Annotated in this window: 12 protein-coding genes and 1 pseudogene; 9 read left to right on the top strand and 4 right to left on the bottom strand. The window is 62.0% G+C overall.

Going from position 1 to position 19,063, the window contains the following annotated elements:
- Nucleotides 1-61 precede the first annotated feature (61 nt).
- A complete protein-coding gene (locus tag JV201_RS15975; RefSeq protein ID WP_003208505.1) occupies nucleotides 62-841 on the top strand; it encodes a TSUP family transporter in 780 nt (259 codons plus the stop codon).
- On the opposite strand, the gene nudC is transcribed toward JV201_RS15975, so the two are convergent.
- The 4 genes from nudC to JV201_RS15995 all read right to left on the bottom strand — a co-directional run bounded on the left by nudC (nucleotide 809) and on the right by JV201_RS15995 (nucleotide 4,685).
- The gene (nudC, locus tag JV201_RS15980; protein ID WP_008430294.1) at nucleotides 809-1,642 is read right to left on the bottom strand and encodes an NAD(+) diphosphatase; all 834 of its coding nucleotides are present in this window, start codon (nucleotides 1,640-1,642) and stop codon (nucleotides 809-811) included. The two genes, JV201_RS15975 and nudC, sit on opposite strands and share 33 nt — an antisense overlap.
- A 6-nt stretch (nucleotides 1,643-1,648) precedes the next feature.
- Nucleotides 1,649-2,461 (bottom strand): crotonase/enoyl-CoA hydratase family protein, encoded by an 813-nt coding sequence (locus JV201_RS15985; RefSeq protein ID WP_003208502.1) that lies wholly within the window; start codon nucleotides 2,459-2,461, stop codon nucleotides 1,649-1,651.
- 223 nt (nucleotides 2,462-2,684) lie between these two features.
- Nucleotides 2,685-3,980, bottom strand: coding sequence for an ATP-binding protein (locus tag JV201_RS15990; RefSeq protein ID WP_177021203.1), 1,296 nt, complete (start codon nucleotides 3,978-3,980; stop codon nucleotides 2,685-2,687).
- Between the two features lie 3 nt (nucleotides 3,981-3,983).
- Entirely contained in the window at nucleotides 3,984-4,685 is a 702-nt protein-coding gene (locus JV201_RS15995; protein ID WP_003214048.1) for a response regulator transcription factor, read from the bottom strand.
- 305 nt (nucleotides 4,686-4,990) lie between these two features.
- On the opposite strand from JV201_RS15995, the gene JV201_RS16000 reads away from it, so the two are divergent.
- From JV201_RS16000 to JV201_RS16030, 8 genes and pseudogenes are all read left to right on the top strand, one after another.
- Complete coding sequence (locus tag JV201_RS16000) at nucleotides 4,991-6,148, top strand: efflux RND transporter periplasmic adaptor subunit (RefSeq protein ID WP_219405704.1); 1,158 nt, start codon at nucleotides 4,991-4,993, stop codon at nucleotides 6,146-6,148.
- Between the two features lie 12 nt (nucleotides 6,149-6,160).
- A complete protein-coding gene (locus JV201_RS16005) occupies nucleotides 6,161-9,253 on the top strand; it encodes an efflux RND transporter permease subunit (protein WP_087694392.1) in 3,093 nt (1,030 codons plus the stop codon).
- Between the two features lie 43 nt (nucleotides 9,254-9,296).
- Nucleotides 9,297-9,939 (top strand): annotated as a pseudogene (locus tag JV201_RS16010) (DUF1345 domain-containing protein).
- Nucleotides 9,940-10,020: 81 nt separating this feature from the next.
- Nucleotides 10,021-10,860, top strand: coding sequence for an AraC family transcriptional regulator (locus JV201_RS16015; RefSeq protein WP_177055816.1), 840 nt, complete (start codon nucleotides 10,021-10,023; stop codon nucleotides 10,858-10,860).
- A 125-nt stretch (nucleotides 10,861-10,985) separates the two neighbouring features.
- Entirely contained in the window at nucleotides 10,986-11,213 is a 228-nt protein-coding gene (locus JV201_RS29785) for a hypothetical protein (protein ID WP_257903230.1), read from the top strand.
- A gap of 111 nt (nucleotides 11,214-11,324) precedes the next feature.
- On the top strand, nucleotides 11,325-15,176 hold the full coding sequence (locus JV201_RS16020) for a YncE family protein (RefSeq protein ID WP_257903231.1): 3,852 nt from the start codon (nucleotides 11,325-11,327) through the stop codon (nucleotides 15,174-15,176).
- Between the two features lie 188 nt (nucleotides 15,177-15,364).
- On the top strand, nucleotides 15,365-15,964 hold the full coding sequence (locus JV201_RS16025; protein ID WP_177021201.1) for a LysE family translocator: 600 nt from the start codon (nucleotides 15,365-15,367) through the stop codon (nucleotides 15,962-15,964).
- Nucleotides 15,965-16,089: 125 nt separating this feature from the next.
- Nucleotides 16,090-19,063 (top strand): hypothetical protein (locus JV201_RS16030; protein WP_257903232.1); only part of this gene is annotated, 2,974 nt, incomplete at its 3' end.

The raw sequence follows: 19,063 nt of genomic DNA on the forward strand, positions 1-19,063 counted from the left end.
ATGGGTAAGATACCGGCCTTTCGCGCAGCCCTTGCTGCGCCCTGCCGACTAAGTCTTGCCCATGCCCTTCGAACTCAGCGTTGACCTCACCACCCTGGCGATCCTCGCCGTGGTTGCCTTTATCGCCGGTTTCATCGACGCCATCGCCGGCGGTGGCGGCCTGCTCACCACGCCCGCCCTGCTGACCGCCGGCATGCCGCCCCACCTGGTGCTGGGCACCAACAAGCTCAGTTCCACCTTCGGCTCGGCCACTGCCAGCTTTACCTTCTACCGGCGCAAGCTGTTTCATCCGCGCCAGTGGGTGCACGCCATCGTCGGCACCCTGGTCGGTGCACTCACCGGCGCGGTCGTGGCCCATTACCTGCCGGCAGAAACCCTGAACAAGATGCTCCCGGTGATTGTGTTCGGCTGCGGTTTGTATTTGCTGTTCGGCGGCACGCCCAAGGCGGCGCTGGACAACGACGCACCGATCAAGAAGAAATGGCAGTCCACCCAGGGCTTTGGCCTGGGTTTCTACGACGGCGTCGCCGGCCCGGGCACCGGGGCGTTCTGGACCGTGAGTACCATGCTGTTGCACCCCATCGACCTGGTAAAGGCCAGCGGCGTGGCGCGCAGCATGAACTTCGTCAGCAACGCGGCGGCGCTGACGGTGTTCATTTTCAATGGCTCGGTAGACTGGATTGTCGGCCTGTGCATGGGCGTGTCGGTGATGTGCGGCGCGTTTTTTGGCGCACGCAGCGCCATCAGCGGCGGCGCCAAGTTCATTCGCCCGGTGTTCATCACCGTGGTGCTCGGCCTGACGGTGCGCCTAGCCTGGCAGCACTGGTTCAGCGTGACCTAGGCGACGGGCCAGGTAGAGGTCGATCAGGTAGCGCGCAATCGAGCGCGACGCCGGCAACGGCGGCAGTTCATGGATGTTGAACCACTGCGCGTCTTCGATCTCGTCAGCCTGGGGCACAATGTCGCCGCCGGCGTACTCGGCGTGAAAGCCCAGCATCATCGAGTGCGGGAACGGCCAGCACTGGCTGCCCATGTACTGGATGTTCTTGACCTCCACCTGCACTTCTTCACGCACCTCGCGAATCAGGCAGTCCTCGGCCGACTCGCCCGGCTCGGCAAACCCCGCCAGGGTGCTGTAGACACCCGTGACAAAGCGCGGCGAACGGGCCAGCAGGATCTCGTCGCCACGGGTCACCAACACGATCATGCTCGGCGAGATCCGCGGGTAGCTGCGCAGGTCACAGGCCTGGCAGAACATCGCCCGCTCCCGTGGCACCTGCACCATCGCCTGGCCGCAACTGCCGCAAAAACGATGCTCCCGGGCCCAGGTGCCGATTTGCGCGGCGTAGCCCAGGACTTTGTACAGCGTGTGATCGCCCTGCAGCATGAATGCCCGCAGGCCCTGCCAGCCGCAGCCCGGCACGTCGGCGGGGCTGTTGAGTTCCAGCAGGTACACCGGCTCGCCGTCCAGGTGGCCGATGCCATGCTCGGCGAACACCGAGAGGTCCTGGCGCTTGAGCCATTCCCGGGGAAACAGCGGGCCGTTCTGGTCGTGTAAAAAGCCTTCACGGCTGCGGGCCACGGCCCAGCCGCCCGGGGCGTCATTGTCCAGCAGCGTTGTGGTAATCCAGCCTGGGGTCATGTTCAGTCAATCCACGAAGTCGGGTTTCTGCTTGCTCATATGGGCCGCGATGGCCACGCGCAGGTCGTTGGATTGCAACATAGCTGAGTTCCAGGTGGCAACGTATTCCAAACCGTCATTGATCGTGTGGTCACGCATGTAGCTGATCATCGCCTTGGTGCCGGTGACCGCGATCGGTGATTTGGCGGCTATTTCCCGGGCGATTTCCAGCACGCCGGCCAGCAGGCTCTGGTGATCGCTGTACACCCGATTCACCAGGCCGATGCTGCGGGCCTCTTCGGCGCCGAACTGGCGGCCGGTGTAGGCCAGCTCGCGCAGCATGCCGTCGCCGACGATGCGCGGCAGGCGTTGCAGGGTGCCGACGTCGGCGGCCATGCCGATGTCGATTTCCTTGATGGAGAATTGCGCATCTTCGGCGGCGTAGCGCATGTCACAGGCGCTGATCAGGTCGATGGCGCCGCCGATGCAGTAGCCATGGATCGCCGCGAGTACCGGCTTGCGGCAATTGTCGACGGCGTTGAAGGAAGCTTGCAGTTCGAGGATCTTGCGCCGCAGCAGGCGCGCGTTGCGGCCTACGTCCTTGCCGAAGTCATTGGCCACCGAGGCCAGCATCATCAGGTCGATGCCGGAGGAGAAATGCTTGCCGGCGCCGCTGATGACCACGGCTCGCACCGCGTCGGTGTCTTCGACCCATTGGAAGATGTCGATGATCTCGGTCCAGAACGCCGCGTTCATCGCGTTGATCTTTTCCGGGCGATTGAGCTGCACATGGGCGACGTTGCCGCTGAGTTCGACGACAAAGGCTTGGTATTCGGACATGGCAGTGATCCTTGACTGGCGGCTGGAATAGGGGCCGAACTATAACAAGGCACCGCGTGAGGTGGTAAGGCTGTGCAAACGCCAAATTCGGGACTGAAGAACGATGAAGATCAAATGTGGGAGCTGGCTTGCCTGCGATGGCGGTGTATCAGTTAGCAAAGATGCAAGCTGACCCACCGCCATCGCAGGCAAGCCAGCTCCCACAATGGTTTTGTGGTGTTCTTTAACTCGGCAGCCAGAGCCGGAAGCGTGCACCACCCAATGGCGAAGCCTGGGCCGTCAATGTTCCGCCCTGCGCCTCCAGCGCCCGCCGGCTGATGGCCAATCCCAGGCCAAAACCGCCAGTGGCTCGATCCCGGCTGCGATCCAGCCGGTAGAACGGCTCGAAAATCCGCTCCCGCTGGTCAACCGGAATGCCAATGCCGTCATCATCCACGCAAATCTCGCACCCCCTGGGACACACCTTCACCCCCACCTGAATTCGCCGCTCGCAATACCGCATGGCGTTGCGCAGCAGGTTTTGCAGGGCCCGGGCGGTCAGGCGCGGGTCCAGGGTGAAGCGTTCCACGGCGCAGTCCAGCACCACGTCCATCACGATATCGGGGTTTTCCAGTTCGTCGTCGACGCTGCCCAGGATGCTGTCGATGAACTCATCCAGCACCACTTCCACCTGCTCGGGTGTTTGCGCCGGGTTTTGCAAACGGCTGTAGGAGAGCAGCTCCAGCACCAGCTCATCCAGCTCGCGAATGTGCGCCACCAACCCTTGCAGCCGCTCACGGCTGGCCGCCGGGAGGTCGTCGGACAGCGCCAGGGCTAGGCCGAAGTCCAGGCGCGTCAGCGGCGTACGCAGTTCATGGGAGACGGCATTGAGCAAGTCGCGTTGCTGGTTGAGCAGCTGTTCGATGTCGTTGGCCATGGTGTCGAACACCGCCGCCAGGCTGCCGATGTTGGAGCTGGGCGGGATTTTTGTGCGGGCCGCAAGGTTGCCCTGGCCGAGTTGCGCGGCGGTGCTTTTCAGGCGTTCCAGGTCGCGCCAGTGGGGCCGCAGCCAGAACAGCAGGCATGCCAGCAGCGCCGCGCCGATCAGCACGTTCATGCTCCAGTACAGCAGGTTCATGTCCAGCGGGTCCGGCGGTACCGAGACCTTGACCACCAACTGGTCGTCCAGGGCCGAGCTGACGTCGTCCGCCCAGCCCCACTCGCCCAGGCGAATCACCATCTGGTCCTTTTCCAGCAGGCGCTGTTCTTCAGGGGTGTAGCTGGCGTCCTGGATACGCAGCAGTTGCACCTTCAGCGGCGCGAAATCCGCCGACAGGCGCACGGTGACATTGGCCCACTGCTCCATCGGCACCCGTCGGTACTCCTTGACGATCAGGCTCTGCATGCCTCGGGACTGCTCGATGTTGTAGTTCATGTAACGGTGTTCAAACAGCTGGATCACCGCCCGGGGCACCAGGTAAATCGCGGCGGCGAAGGTGACGATGGTGATCAGGTACAGCCGAATCAGGACGCGAAACATGGCTCAGCATTCCCACTCGGAACGGCTGAACAGGTAGCCCTTGCCCCACACCGTCTTGATCTTGCGCGCCTCGCCCGCGTGGTCGTCGAACTTGCGCCGCAGCTTGGAAATCGCCACGTCCACCGAACGGTCGGTGCCGTTGAACTCGATGCCGCGCAGGCGTTGCAGGATCTGGTCGCGGCTGAGCACTTCGCCGGCGTGCCGGGCCAGCACCACCAGCAGGTTGTATTCACCGCTGGACAGCTCAACCGGCTGGTCGCGCCAGGTCACGGTGCGTTCCGACAGGTCGATGCACAGGTTGCCCATCAGGATCTGGTCGTTGGCCACCTGGGGTTCGGTGAGGCTGCTGCGGCGCAGCAAGGTTCGCACCCGCGCCAGCAATACCCGCGGCTCGCAAGGTTTGGTGACGTAGTCGTCGGCGCCCATTTCCAGGCCCAACACCTGGTCATGGCTGTCGTCGCGGGCGGTGAGCATCAGGATCGGCAGCGTGGCCGAGTCGGCCCGCAGCAACCGGCAGACCTGCAAGCCGTCGAGGCCCGGCAGCATCAGGTCGAGGATCACCAGGTCCGGCGGGTTGAGTCGCGCACGCTCGCGCACGTGGTCACCCCGGCTGAGCACGCTGACGTGATAGCCGTTGCGTTCCAGGTAACTGGCGATCAATTCGGAGAGCGCGGCGTCGTCTTCCACCAGAAGAATGTTGGGCATGGTATTTCCAAATAATACAATTTCTGAGTAGTACGCAAATCCAATGTGGGAGCGGGCTTGCTCGCGAAAGCGGTGTTTCAGTTAACGCACACGGCGACTGACACACCTCTTTCGCGAGCAAGCCCGCTCCCACATTTGATCTTCGGTGTCAGGAAGATCGTGTAAGGTTCGGCGGTTATGAAGGATATACGCCCGCGTGCATCTGTGGGTCGCACCTTACATTTCTTCACACACCACCTACAGAGCTTCACAGCACTGTGGCGGGGGCGCCCGTAGGATGCGCCAGTCAATATTGGGATATGAGCATGTCGAAGAATCTGTTTGCGCCGTTTTGCCTGTTGGCCCTGACACTGGCGTTGAGCGCGTGTGGCAAGTCGGCGGACGAAGCCGCCGAGGCGCCGCTGGCCAAGGTGCGGATCGAAACCCTGGAAGCCAAGCCCCTGTCCATCACCAGCGAGTTGAGCGGACGGATTGCCGCGCCACGCATCGCCGAAGTGCGCGCCCGGGTGGCCGGCGTGGTGTTGCAACGGGTGTTCAAGGAAGGCCATGACGTCAAACAGGGCGATGTGCTGTTCCGGATTGACCCGGCGCCGTTCAAGGCCGACCTCGACAGCGCCCAGGCCAGCCTGCGCAAGGCCGAGGCCAATGCATTCCAGGCGCGCTTGCAAGAGCAGCGCTACAGCCAACTGGTGGAAGGCAACGCCATCAGCGGCCAGGAATACGACAACGCCCGCGCCGCCGCCCGGCAAACCGCCGCCGATGTGGCCGCCAACCAGGCCGCCGTGCAGCGCGCCAAATTGAACCTGGGTTATGCCACCGTGACTGCGCCGATTTCCGGTCGGATTGGCCGTGCGCTGGTGACCGAAGGTGCGCTGGTGGGCCAGAACGAAGCCACACCGATGGCGCTGATCCAGCAACTGGACCCGATCCACGCCGACCTGACCCAATCCACCCGCGAGCTGAACGACCTGCGCCGGGCCTTTCGCGCCGGGCACTTGAAGCAAGTCGGCCAGGACCAGGCCAAGGCCACGCTGATCCAGGATGACGGCAGCCTGTACCCGCTGCCGGGCAAGTTGCTGTTCGCCGAGATCAGCGTCGACCCGGGCACCGGGCAGATCATCTTGCGCAGCGAGTTCCCCAACCCGGATCTCGACCTGCTGCCCGGCAGCTTTATCCGCGTGCGCCTGGAGCAAGCCGTCGACCAGCAAGGCATCAGCGTGCCGCAACGGGCGATCACCCGCGACAGCGCCGGGATCCCGATGGTGTTACTGCTGGACGCCGAGCAAACCGTGAGCCAGCAGCCGGTAGAACTGGGTTCGGTGGTCAATGACCGCTGGGTGGTGACCCGCGGCCTGAAGGCCGGTGACCGTATCGTCGTCGAAGGCCTGCAACACGCCCGCCCTGGCGAGAAAGTCCAGGTCGACGACAGCCCCGCGCCCATCGCCCAGGCATCCGGCCAATAAGGATCGTTAAACATGCCGCAGTTCTTTATTGACCGCCCGATCTTCGCCTGGGTGGTCGCCCTGTTTATCCTGCTGGCCGGCGCCCTCGCCATCCCGCAGTTGCCGGTGGCGCAGTACCCCAACGTCGCGCCGCCGAAAGTCGAGATCTATGCGGTGTACCCGGGTGCCTCCGCGCAAACCCTGGACGAAAGCGTGGTCAGCCTGATCGAGCAAGAGCTTAACGGCGCCGATCACCTGCTGTATTTCGAATCCCAGAGCAGCCTCGGTTCGGCCACCATCACCGCCACCTTTCAGCCGGGCACCGACCCGGAGATGGCCCAGGTTGACGTGCAAAACCGTCTCAAGGCGGTGGAGCCGCGCCTGCCCCAAGCCGTGACGCAGCAAGGCTTGCAGGTGGAGAAAGTCTCCGCCGGCTTCCTGCTGCTGGTGACCCTGACCTCCAGTGACGGCAAGCTCGATGACGTGGCGCTCAGCGATTACCTGGCGCGCAACGTGATGAACGAACTCAAGCGCCTGGACGGTGTGGGCAAGGCCCAGCTGTACGGCGCCGAACGCGCAATGCGCATCTGGATCGACCCGCAGAAGCTGATCGGCTTCAACCTGACCCCGGCCGACGTCAACGCGGCGATTGCGGCGCAGAACGCCCAAGTGTCGGCCGGCAGCATCGGCGATTTGCCGGGCACCAAGACCCAGGAAATCACCGCGTCGATCCTGGTGAAAGGCCAACTGTCGACCCCGGCCGAATTTGCCGACATCGTGCTCAAGGCCAACCCGGACGGTTCCACCGTGCGCGTCGGTGACGTGGCGCGGGTGGAAATCGGCAGCCAGGAATACCAGTTCTCCACCCGCCTGAACGGCAAGCCGTCCACCGCCGTCAGCGTGCAGCTGTCACCGGGCGCCAACGCCTTGAGCACCGCGACCCTGGTGCGGGCGAAGATGGACGAACTGGCGCGCTACTTCCCGGCCAACGTCGAATACAAGATCCCTTACGACACTTCGCCATTCGTGAAGGTCTCGATCACCAAGGTGGTGTACACCCTGGGCGAAGCGATGTTGCTGGTGTTTGCGGTGATGTTCCTGTTCCTGCAGAACATCCGCTACACGCTGATCCCGACGCTGGTGGTGCCGATCGCCTTGATGGGTACCTTTGCGACGATGCTGTTGCTGGGCTTCTCGATCAACGTGCTGACCATGTTCGGCATGGTGCTGGCCATCGGCATTTTGGTGGACGATGCGATTGTGGTGGTGGAGAACGTCGAGCGGATCATGGTCACCGAGGGCCTGTCGCCCAAGGAGGCCACGCGCAAGGCCATGGGCCAGATTACCGGGGCGATTGTCGGTATCACCCTGGTGCTGGTGGCGGTGTTCCTGCCGATGGCGTTCATGCCGGGTTCGGTGGGCGTGATCTATCAGCAATTCTCGTTGTCGATGGCCACCTCGATCCTGTTCTCGGCATTCCTCGCCCTGACCTTGACCCCGGCCCTGTGCGCGACCTTGCTCAAGCCGATTGCCAAGGGCGAGCACCATGAGAAAGGCGGGTTCTTCGGCTGGTTCAACCGGCGCTTCGAGCAGTTCACCGACCGCTATGAAGGCTGGGTGGCCTACGCCCTCAAGCGCAGTGGCCGTTACCTGTTGATCTATCTGGTGCTGGTGGTGGGGCTTGGGGTGTTGTTCGCCCGCCTGCCCTCGTCCTTCCTGCCGGTGGAAGACCAGGGCTACACCATCACCGATATCCAGCTGCCGCCGGGTGCCAGCAAAAACCGCACGGTGCAGGTCGCCGAGCAGATCGAGGCACACAACGCCGGCGAGCCGGGCGTGGGCGATACCACGATGATCATGGGTTTCAGCTTCTCCGGTTCGGGGCAGAACGCCGCGCTGGCGTTTACCACGCTCAAGGACTGGTCGGAACGCAGCAGCAAGGATTCCGCCTCGGCCATTGCGGACCGTGCCAACGCGGCCTTTACCGAGCTGAAGGACGCGATTGCCTATGCAATCCTGCCGCCGCCGGTGGATGGCCTGGGCACCTCCAGTGGTTTCGAGTTCCGCCTGCAGGACCGTGGCGGCGTCGGCCATGCCGCGTTGATGGAGGCCCGTACCGAACTGCTGGCCGCCGCCGAGAAAAGCCCGATCCTGGCCAACGTGCGTGAAAGCGCCCTGGCCGAGGCACCTCAGGTACAGCTGGAAGTTGACCGCAAGCAAGCCAATGCCCTGGGCATTTCCTTTGCCGATATCGGCAATGTGCTGTCCTCGGCCATCGGTTCGGCCTATATCAACGACTTCCCCAACCAGGGCCGCATGCAGCGGGTGGTGGTGCAGGCCGAAGGTGATCAGCGCAGCCAGGTGGCCGACCTGATGAAGATCCATGTGCGCAACAATGCCGGGAAGATGGTGCCGCTGTCGGCCTTCGTCGAGGCGCGCTGGATTCAGGGCCCCGCCCAGTTGACCCGCTACAACGGCTACCCGGCCATCGCGATTTCCGGTGAATCGGCACCGGGCCACAGTACCGGCGAGGCGATGGAGGAAATCCAGCGCCTGGTCAGCCAACTGCCCGCCGGCCTGGGCCAGGAATGGACCGGCCTGTCGTTGCAGGAACGCTTGTCCGGCTCCCAGGCACCGCTGCTGCTCGGTTTGTCGCTGCTGATCGTGTTCCTGTGCCTGGCGGCGCTGTATGAGAGCTGGTCGATTCCGACCTCGGTGCTGCTGGTGGTGCCCCTCGGCGTGCTCGGCGCGGTATTGGCCGTAAGCTTGCGCGGGATGCCCAACGATGTGTTCTTCAAGGTCGGCCTGATTACGATCATTGGGCTGTCGGCGAAGAACGCGATCCTGATCATCGAGTTTGCCAAGGACCTGTATGACCAGGGTGAAGACCTGATCGACGCCACGTTGAAAGCCGCACGCCTGCGCCTGCGGCCGATCATCATGACGTCCCTGGCGTTCATCCTCGGCGTGGTGCCGTTGGCGATTGCCACGGGCGCCAGCTCGGCCAGCCAGCAGGCCATCGGTACCGGGGTGATCGGCGGGATGATTACCGCGACGCTGGCGGTGGTGTTTGTGCCGGTGTTCTTCGTCGTGGTCATGAAGCTGGTGCGCAAGCGCCACACGTAATAAATGCGCTATGGTGCTTACACATCCCTGATTTGTGAGCGCCATGCCCTTCCTCGCACGCACCCACCCCCGCCTGTCCTCCGCCGCCGTCCTGGGCCTGGCGGTGGGGCTCCTGGCTCCCGCCGACACGATCATCAGCAAAGTCCTCATCGGCTGGAACGCCGGGGTCTGGACCTACCTGGTGCTGATGCTGTGGCTCACCAGCCATTCCCGCGCCGACGACGTAAAACGCATCGCCGAGATCGAGGACGAGAACGCCGGCCTGGTGTTGTTCATGGTGTGCATCGCGGCGATTGCCAGCCTGGCGACCATCACCCTGAACCTGGTGGGCACCAAGGACCTGAGCGATAGCCAGCGCCTGTTGCATTACGGCTTCACCGGCCTGACGGTGGTTGGCTCATGGCTGCTGATCGGGGTGATTTTCAGCGTGCACTATGCGCGCCTGTATTACACCTGGGACGGCCCCGAGCCGGCACTGCGCTTTGCCGAGGATTTACGCACGCCCAATTACTGGGACTTCCTGTACTTCTCGTTCACCATCGGCGTGGCGGTGCAAACGGCGGATGTCGGGGTTGCCACGCGTACCATGCGCAAGGTGGTGCTGGGGCAATCGTTGATCGGGTTTCTGTTCAACACGGCGATACTGGGGGTTCTCGATCAATATTGCCGCCGGATTGTTTGGATGAAGCTGCACAAACCTTCTAGACGCTAAGCCCCTGCAGGAGCGAGCTTGTTCGCTCTTGCAGTGTTTACCCCATAGGTATTTTATGGCCGCCCACAACTGGATCGACCTGGCTCAGGACGCCGACACCGGCATCGAGACCCTGCGCGCGCATTTCGAGGGCCACGCCTACGACCCGCACTGGCACGACAGCTACCTGGTGGGCGTCACGGAGCAAGGCGTGCAGCAGTTCAACTGCCGGCGCACCCGCCATAACAGCGTGCCCGGCCAGGTGTTCCTGGTGGAGCCCGGCGAGCTGCACGACGGCGACGCGCCCACGGCGGACGGTTTTACCTACCACATGCTTTACCTCGACCCGCAGTGGTTGGCGCGGGAAGTCAGCGCAGTGTTCGAAGAAGCGCCGCTCGACAGCCAGCTGGGGTTTGCCAGCACCCTGGCCAGCGACCCGCGCCTGGCCCTGGCCACCAGCCGGGCCTTCCAGACCTTGCACGGAGGTGAGCTGCGCATCGTGCGGCAACAGGCGATGGACCAACTGCTCGAACGCCTCACTGCGCAACTGCACTGGCGCACCCGCTACCATGAAGACCCTCGCCTGCCACGGGTGGCGCACAAGGCCCGGGAATACCTGCATGCGCACCTGCAGCAAGATGTGGGCATGGATGAACTGGCGCTGGCCTGCGGCGTCGATCGCTTTCGCCTTACCCGCGCCTTCAAGAGCGCCTTCGGCCTGCCACCCCATGCCTACCTGGTGCAACTGCGCCTGGCCCGCGCCCGGCATTGGCTGGCCAACGGCAAGCAACCCGCCGACGTGGCGATTGCCCTGGGCTTTGCCGACCAGAGTCACCTGGGGCGCTGGTTCGTGAGGGCGTATGGCCTGACGCCGGCGGCGTATCGCAAGCGGTGTTCAAGCGTTTTTCAGCGCTAGCTGCGCCACCACCACTCGTCGGCACTGTCAATTCTCACAGGTTCGCCACGCCCCCCGATAGGTGTTTGATCTCCTTGTCAGCAGTCGGCCACTCAGGGCCGCGCCTCATTCAAGGAAGCCTGTCCATGCCCAATTTTCCCATAGCCCCGGATAATGCGCCGCTGGGCGACAACAACCCGCCCGGCAACGCCCTCGTGCTGCATAACCCATCGTCAGGCCTGGCGTCGCGCCGCGTCGAAGACCTCGACCCACCCAAGTCAGCCTATCCGTCGGTCCCGCTGGATGCCACGCTGTATCCTGAAAGAGGGGTCTACGGCCTGGGCATCCGCCACGTGCGCCCCTTTGCCCAGTAGACCTTCGAACGCTGGTTCAACTTCAATTACGACTTCTACGCCCTCTACCTCAACGACCTGGTCAATGCAGTCGCCGCCGATATTGCGCTTGAAGACCGGGACCGTTACGACTTGTTCGTCCCCGAAGAGTTCATCCCCGAAGGCGACGTCCAGATATACGGCCGCGTAGTGCGGGCCGGCAGTGGCCAGGAGAGTACGTCGCCGCTGCAAACCATCCTGATCAAGACCACCCGCCCCGGTGGCCGCGATAACGACCCCGGCAGCAAATGGCACCCGGGCCTGGTGATGACGGTGGAAGGCCTGCCTGAGGGCCCCACCGTTAATATAGATAATGCCAACAGCGGGGTCTGGTGCCTGATCCAGCGCTATGAAAACCTGCGCCAGAATGACCAGATCGAGCTGTCGTGGGATGGGGTTTTAGTCACGCATATCGTCAGCCCGGCCGAAGTCGCGGGTTCAGGGCCGATTCGCGTCTTTGTCTCCAGGGACATCATTTTGCAGGGGGGGCATTTCGGCAAGCTGACCCTGCGGTTTCGGGTCTCGGACGTGGTGCAAAACTTCTCCGGGGATAAATACCAGTACTCCAAACCCTACTTCCTGGACAGCGAGCTGGATCCGAACCTGCTTTTTGCACCGATCTTCCTGGTGGATTACGAAGAGGCGACCCAGATCGACTTCGATACCCAGAGCGAGGCAACCTTCGAAGTGCTGGTGACGGTGCCTCGGCAAACCCCGGCTCCCCTGCCGCGGCACCAGTTGGCGGTGACCTTGTTCGGTACCCTGGCCGACGGTTCGACCCAGGTGTTCCCCTTGGCCCCGGTGGTGGACAGAAACCTCGGCGTTGAATTTGTCACCGTCGACCGCGAGATTATCGAACAACTGGTGGGCGGGTCCTTTCGGGTCTCGTTCCAGTGGCTGAAAAACGACGGCCGCGTGGAGCAATCCGGCAGTACCTCCGTCAGTGTGGTGGGCACGCCGGTGGCGATGCCGGCAGTGACGGTCGCACCGATCGAGGTGGGGCTGATCGAGCCCGATCAGGACATCACCGTGCAGATCCCCTTCTACGAACCCCACAACCCGGACTGGCTGGAAACCCTGGTGATTGAACATATCCGTCCTGGCGGCGGCGGCGAAGACTACGTGGAAGAACAACTGGCGGGCGCCCAGGGCGGCACGCGCTACGTCAGCAAAGAGCACCTGAAACAGTTTGAAGGCGTGGGCGACATCGCATTTTATTACCTGGTCAACGATGGCGCCGGCCACGTCCTGGACGGCAACGCATTGACCACTCGCAAGTCCCGCGAGCTGTTCGCCCACGTGGGTGAACGCATCGGCAACATGCCGACTGCACACCTGGAAGGCGCCCTGGGCAACAACATCGACCCCAGCCATGTGACCACGCCCACCTTGCTGCTGACCCTGCCCCTGACCTTGCCAGCCCCGCACGGGCAGACCGAAGAAGGTGACCTGATCCACTGGAACGCCATCGGCTCCGGCCTTGACGGCTCGGCCAGTGGCGTTGTGCGCATCAACGGCGGCACGGCAGGCAAGCCCCTGGTTTTCCCGGTGAGCCGGGCGATCCTCGACAACAACAATAATGGCAGCCTGCGCATTACCTATAGCCTCGAACGCAGCGGCCCGCCGCGCCTGGTATTGCGCTCCGAGGTGCTCAACCTGACCGTGGGCCGCGGCGTGCAACTGGACCGTCCGGTTATCGACGGCGCCACCCTGTTCCCCGACGCACTCAACCCCCTGGCAGCATTGAGCGGCGCCAAGGTCATCGTGAGATACCGGCCGATGCAGGCCACCGACCAGATCAAGGTCGACTGGTTGAGCCGCGACGGGCTGGGCAGTGCCACCGAGTACACCCTGGGCAACCCGTCCACCAACGAAGTATTCGTGACCATCCCGGCCCGCACCATCGCCAGGGGTATTCGCCCCGTTGGCAACCAGATCAGCGTGCAATACCACTTCAACCGTGGCGCCTTTCCGTACCCTTCGGACACTGTCGACCTGCACCTGCTTCCCCTCACCGGGCTGCCCACACCGACGATCGACGGCATTGGCGACAGCACCCTGCTCGACCTGTCGAAACTCAATGACCAGGCCCGCGCCCGTGTATCCGTCTGGCCGTTTATCGATGCCGGGCAGTTTATGTGGATGAGTTGGGAGGGCACGTTTGCCGACGGCAGCCCGTACCGCGAGGACACCTACACCGCCAACCTGGTCACCGAAAACGGTGCCGCCAACGGTATCTCGCCACCCGCGCCAGTGGACAAACTGCAGCGCTTGATGGATGGCTCGCACCTGACCATCCGCTTCTGGGTCAGCCTGGCAGAAAGCCCCGACAAGAACACCGCCGTGCTGTTTGGCGTGCGTGAACACCGTGTGCAAACCCTGCCCGCCGTGCTGCCGCACCCACGGTTCAACGACCAGCCCGGGGCAACGCTGACCATTCAGCCGCTGGACCACGTAGACAACGCCAGTGTCACGGTGGCGTATGGCGGCATGAATCCAAGCCATTCCATCCAGTTGCAATGGATTTTCCCGGATGGCGGTGTTGCGGATATTGGCGCCAAGGACGGCCTGGACGGCGGTCGTGTGGATTTCGTCATTACCAATGAAGTGCTGGCAGACAGCGTCGGCAAAACCATTGAGTTGCGCTATGTCGCCACCATCAATGGCAGCCCGGTGCCTTCAGAAACGCAGGTATTGACAGTGGCCAGGATCCCGGCGGGAAGACCGCCACAACCGCGAATCAATAACATGAACAGCGGCACAACCCTGGACCTCCAGGCGTTCACCGGGGATGCACACGCCTCAGTAGCCAAATGGGAATTGAGCAAGCAAGGTCAACGTGTATGGATCACGCTGGGGGCGGCAGGTGTAGAACCTTTGTCGGTGATGAGGGCACACGCCATTACTGCTGCTCAAGCGGCCAACGGCATCACCAACCAAGCTGTCTCCCGCAGCTGGCTGGCAAGCCTGGGGAAAAACACTACGTTCACGGTGACCTGCAAAGTGACGTATGACGGCAGTGACGATGAGTCAAAAGCCATCCCGCTCCTGCAAAGCACCTATACCGTGACATGGCTAGCGGAGGTCAAATTTATTCCTACCCTCCTCCACTCATCAAACGGGGTCGTCGTCAGCCCTGACGGGCGCCGCGTTTATGTCGCTGTTGGCGCGGGTGGTAGAACTGCGGTTTACGTTATCGACACAGCAACGGACGCCATTATTCACTCGGCTTCGTATGACATTCAGTCCAGTGGGCACCTTGCAATTCACCCGGACGGATCAAGACTCTACTTGGACCTGGTCCGCACCAGCATAGCGGTAATCAGTACAACCTCCTTCGCCAGAGTTGCGACCTATGCCACCGTAAATGCACAGGACTTGGCGATCAATACTGCAGGCACTCGGCTATATGTTACTGCGGGGAGCGGTGCTTATACTTACGACGCCGCCACCGGCAATCGGATAGCTCAAATAGCGGGTCAGTCTCGCTACATCGCCTGCTCACCTAATAATACGCGTGCCTACCTTACGACCTATGGCGGCGGTTTCAACGCGGTTGATACGACTGTTATCAACACTGCAAACAATAGTGTTGTAACTGTCATTCAGGGAGTGATTGGGCCCATGGCTTTAAGTACCAACACCCCTCGCCTCTATTTGGCGAGAGCTGATGGCTTGGGGATAATAAACACCAACACCAACAGTTTGGTGACCGTGATTGGGGCGGGATCGGGAAGGTCGGTTGCAGTCAACCCGGTACTTCCTCATGCCTATACGGCAGGGTTCGGCGCCTTCAACATATTTGACACAAATACGGACAGGCTTATAGCGACTGTACCCGCGGATATTGGGTTTGGATCTGGCAATATTGCAGTACTGCCAAACGGTTCAAAAGCTTATTTCACCAGCAGTGACTCGCAAGGACTCTACGTCATGCGTTATTGACTAACTAACCGAGGTATAACCGGGACAGGTCCATCTAAACCATGGACTTGTCCCTTTTTTTGTCCCCTATAGCTCTCCCGCCACTATCCCCTCCCCGTGTCCGCCCGCCCCTGCTCAAACCTTCCAGACACGCCACCACACACCTGCAACCATCGACTCCATCGCCCCACCTACGGAGTCGCCCCACCATGTTCCCTACCCTGTTGCCCTTCCTTTTATTCGCTTTTGTAGCCTCCATCACCCCTGGCCCCACCAATATCCTGGTGCTGAGTAACAGCGCACGGTATGGCTTCAAAGCCGCACTGCCTATCGTGCTGGGCGCATGCGCGGGGGCGGCGGGGATTGTGCTGCTGGTAGGCTCCGGCGTTGGCCAGTCGCTGGCGCACTGGCCCCGGGTGCAGGCAGCGATGCAATGGCTGGGGGTCGCCTGGCTCAGCTACCTTTCCTGGCAGATTTTCAGCGCCCCCGCCGAGTCAATCGACCCGGCTGCCGTGCAAAAACCCCTGGGCTTGGCCGGCGCCGCCAGCCTGCAACTGGTCAACCCCAAGACCTGGATGATGGCCCTGGCGGTGGTGAGCGTGTTTGCCGGCAATGGCGATGAACGCCAGAGCCATGTGCTGTACCTGTCGCTGGCGTTCTTTGTGATCGCCTTGCCGTGCCTCGGCGCGTGGGCATTGCTGGGGGTCGGAAGCAGCCGGGTGTTTCGCTCGCCCAAGGCGATGCAACGGTTCAACCGCTGCATGGCGGTGTTGTTGCTGGTCTCAAGCTGGCTGAGCGTCTGGGTGTAGACACAACCGTTCGTCGGCACTGTCAGTTTTCACAGCTATCCGCTATCGGGGCTGCGGGTGTTTGATTTCCCTTGCCTATATGCACAGCCAGCGCTGTGCGTGACTTCCAGCAAGGAGTGGTCAGCATGCCCAACCAACCGATCGACCCCGATGACAATGCCTCGGTCATTGAAGACCCAGGTGTACCTGTTTCCGACAGCCCCCTGACCCTCCTTGAGCCCGCGCCCCTGCCGATGATCACGGCTGAAGACCTGGCCCCGCCCTATTCGGCGTTCCCGCCGGTCTCGCTTGACCAGTATCCCGATGAACCTTACGCCTATGGCCTGGGCATTCGGCATGTTCAGCCCTATGCGTATTTCGTCCTGGAAAAATGGCACACCTGGGCCATCTTCGACGCCTTTGAGTTGTACCTCAATAACGATCTTCAGGCGTCTGGTGTCGTCGAGATGGACCAGGATCGTTATGGCATGTACGTCATCGCCGAACGCATGCCTGAAGGTGAAGTTCAAGTGCGCGCGCGGGTAGTGCGCGCAGGCAGCGGCCACGAAAGCACCTCGCCGCCGCAAAGCATATTGATCAAGACCACCCGTCCCGGCGGGATTGAGAACAATGGTGACGACAAATGGCACAGTAAACTGAGCCTGAGTGTCGACGGCTTGCCCGAAAGCAGCACGATCAACATGGACACGATCAGTCGCGGGTTATACGCCGTGATTGCGCCCTATCCGAACGTGCGCAAGAACGACACCATTGAGTTCTATTGGGACGGAGTTGAGATCAGGCACCTGGTCACGGCCGCCGAGGCCGCCGGTATCCAGCCGATCAGGGTATTTATCAGCAAGGAAAATATTCTCAAGGGCGGCCTCAACGGCGCACTCACCCTGCGCTTCAGGGTGTTCGATGTGGTTCAGAATTACTCAGGGGAAAAATACCAGTACTCCAAGCCGTATGGACTGGTCGCCGAACTGGACCCCAGCTTGATGAGCGCGCCGTTTTTCCTGGTGGATGACGCGGAAAGCCGGCAAATCGATTACGACACGCAAAGTAATTCACTGTTCGAAATCCTGTTGCAGACCCCACGGGTGACACCGGCCCCGCTGCCCCCAAACCAGGTCACGATTACCCTGACGGCCACACTGGCGGACGGCACGATCGAAGAACTGGTGCTTGATCCTGTCGAAGTCAGGAACGGTCGGGAAGAGATCTTCCCGGTGGACCGCGATTTGATCGAGCGCGTCATCGGCGGCTCGTTCAGGGCTTCATTCGTCTGGCACACCGCCACCGGTGGCCACCTCGGGCAGTCTGGCAGTGTCACCGTGACGGTGGTGGGTACACCGACCTCGATGCCGGCAGTGACCGTGACCCCGAGCGAGTTGGGCCTGATCAACCCGGACGATGATGCGTTTATCAGCATCCCGTCCTACCAGCCACACGCCTACGATTCGATGGAAACCCTGGTCATCGAGCAGATCGTTCCAGGGGGCGGTGGAATGCGCTATTCCGACCCGCAACTGGCCGGGGACCAGGGTGGCACGCGCCGGGTTCCAAGCGAAATACTGCAACAGTTCAAGGGGCTCGGTGATGTCGCGGTGTATTACCTGGTCGATGACGGCGCAGACAGCCAGTTGCATGCCTACGGTGCGCTGATTGAACGCAAATCACGGGTGCTGACAGTACGCATCGACGAACGCCTCGAAACCATGCCTGCCCCCACCCTGCAGGGCGCGATTGACGACAACGTTGACCCGGTTGACGTAGTGGGCGACAGCGTGCTGCTGACGCTACCCTATACGGCAACCAGGAGCCGCGACCATATCCAATGGAACATTGTGGGCACGGGCACAGGCGGTTCCGCCAGCGGTTCGGTGACGATCAACGGTGCGACACAGGGCCAGCCACTGGTACTGCAGGTCAGCCGTGCAGTGCTGGATAACAACTTCGATGGCCAACTGCGCATCACCTACAGCTTGGAACGCGAAACCCCGCTGCCGAAACTCACCTTGCGCTCGTTTACAACCCTCCTGACCGTGGGCCGTGGCGTGGAACTGGATGCGCCTGAAGTCGTGGAAGCCGAGCAGTACCCTGACCGGCTTGACCCGCTGGCGGCTCAATCGGGTGCAACGGTGCTGGTGAAATACCGGCGCATGCGCGAGAGCGAATCGTTTTCAGTGAAATGGGTGACGGCCGATCTGCTGGGCAGCACCGTCGAAACGGGTTGGGGCAACCCCGACACCAATGAAGTGGGTGTGCCGATAGAGGCCCGTACCATTGCCAAGGGCATTCGCAACGAGCGTAACCGCATCAGTGTGCAATACAGTTTTACCCGCAGCGGGTTTCTCCATGAGTCGGATACTCTGAACCTGGACCTGCTGCCGTTGAGTGGCTTACCCACACCAACCATCGACGGGGTCGGCAACAGCGTGATCCTGCCGACGAACGAGCTCGTCGCTCAAGCCCGCATCCGTGTGGCGGCCTGGCCTTTGGCCTTTGAAGAGCAGTTCATGTGGCTGCAATACACGGGTACCAACACCGACGGCAGTGCGTTCAACCTGGACACTTTTATCGCCGCCCCCGTTGGAGAAAGCGCCACCCTGGGTGTCTCGCAACCCATACCGTTGGCGGAGCTGCAAGGTCTCAGGAACGAGTCGCACCTGACCATTCGCTTCTGGGTCAGCCTGGCCGAAAGCACTGATAAAAACACCGCAGTATTGTTTGGTGTACGCGAGCATATTATCCAGTCGATCCCCGCCACATTGCCGCGCCCGGCCTTTGCCAATCTGCAAGGCGCCACCTTGACCATCGACCCACAGGACTGGCAGAACAACGCCTATGTGGCGGTGGCCTATAACGAAATGACCGCGGCCCACCGCATCGCCCTCGAGTGGATTTACCCGAACGGCACCATGGCGACCATCCCGGCGCAGAACGGTAACACCAATAAGCGCGTCGACTTTCAGATCAGCCGGGACATCCTCGCCAATAGCGCGGGCAAATTGATCGAGCTCCGTTATATGGCGACGATAGGGACGAATATTGTCCCGTCAGAGCCCCAGAAGCTGAGCGTTAACCGCGTTCCGTCGTCGGCCCTGCCTCGGCCGC

The sequence above is a fragment of the Pseudomonas sp. Colony2 genome (assembly GCF_019382755.1).
GTDB lineage: Bacteria > Pseudomonadota > Gammaproteobacteria > Pseudomonadales > Pseudomonadaceae > Aquipseudomonas.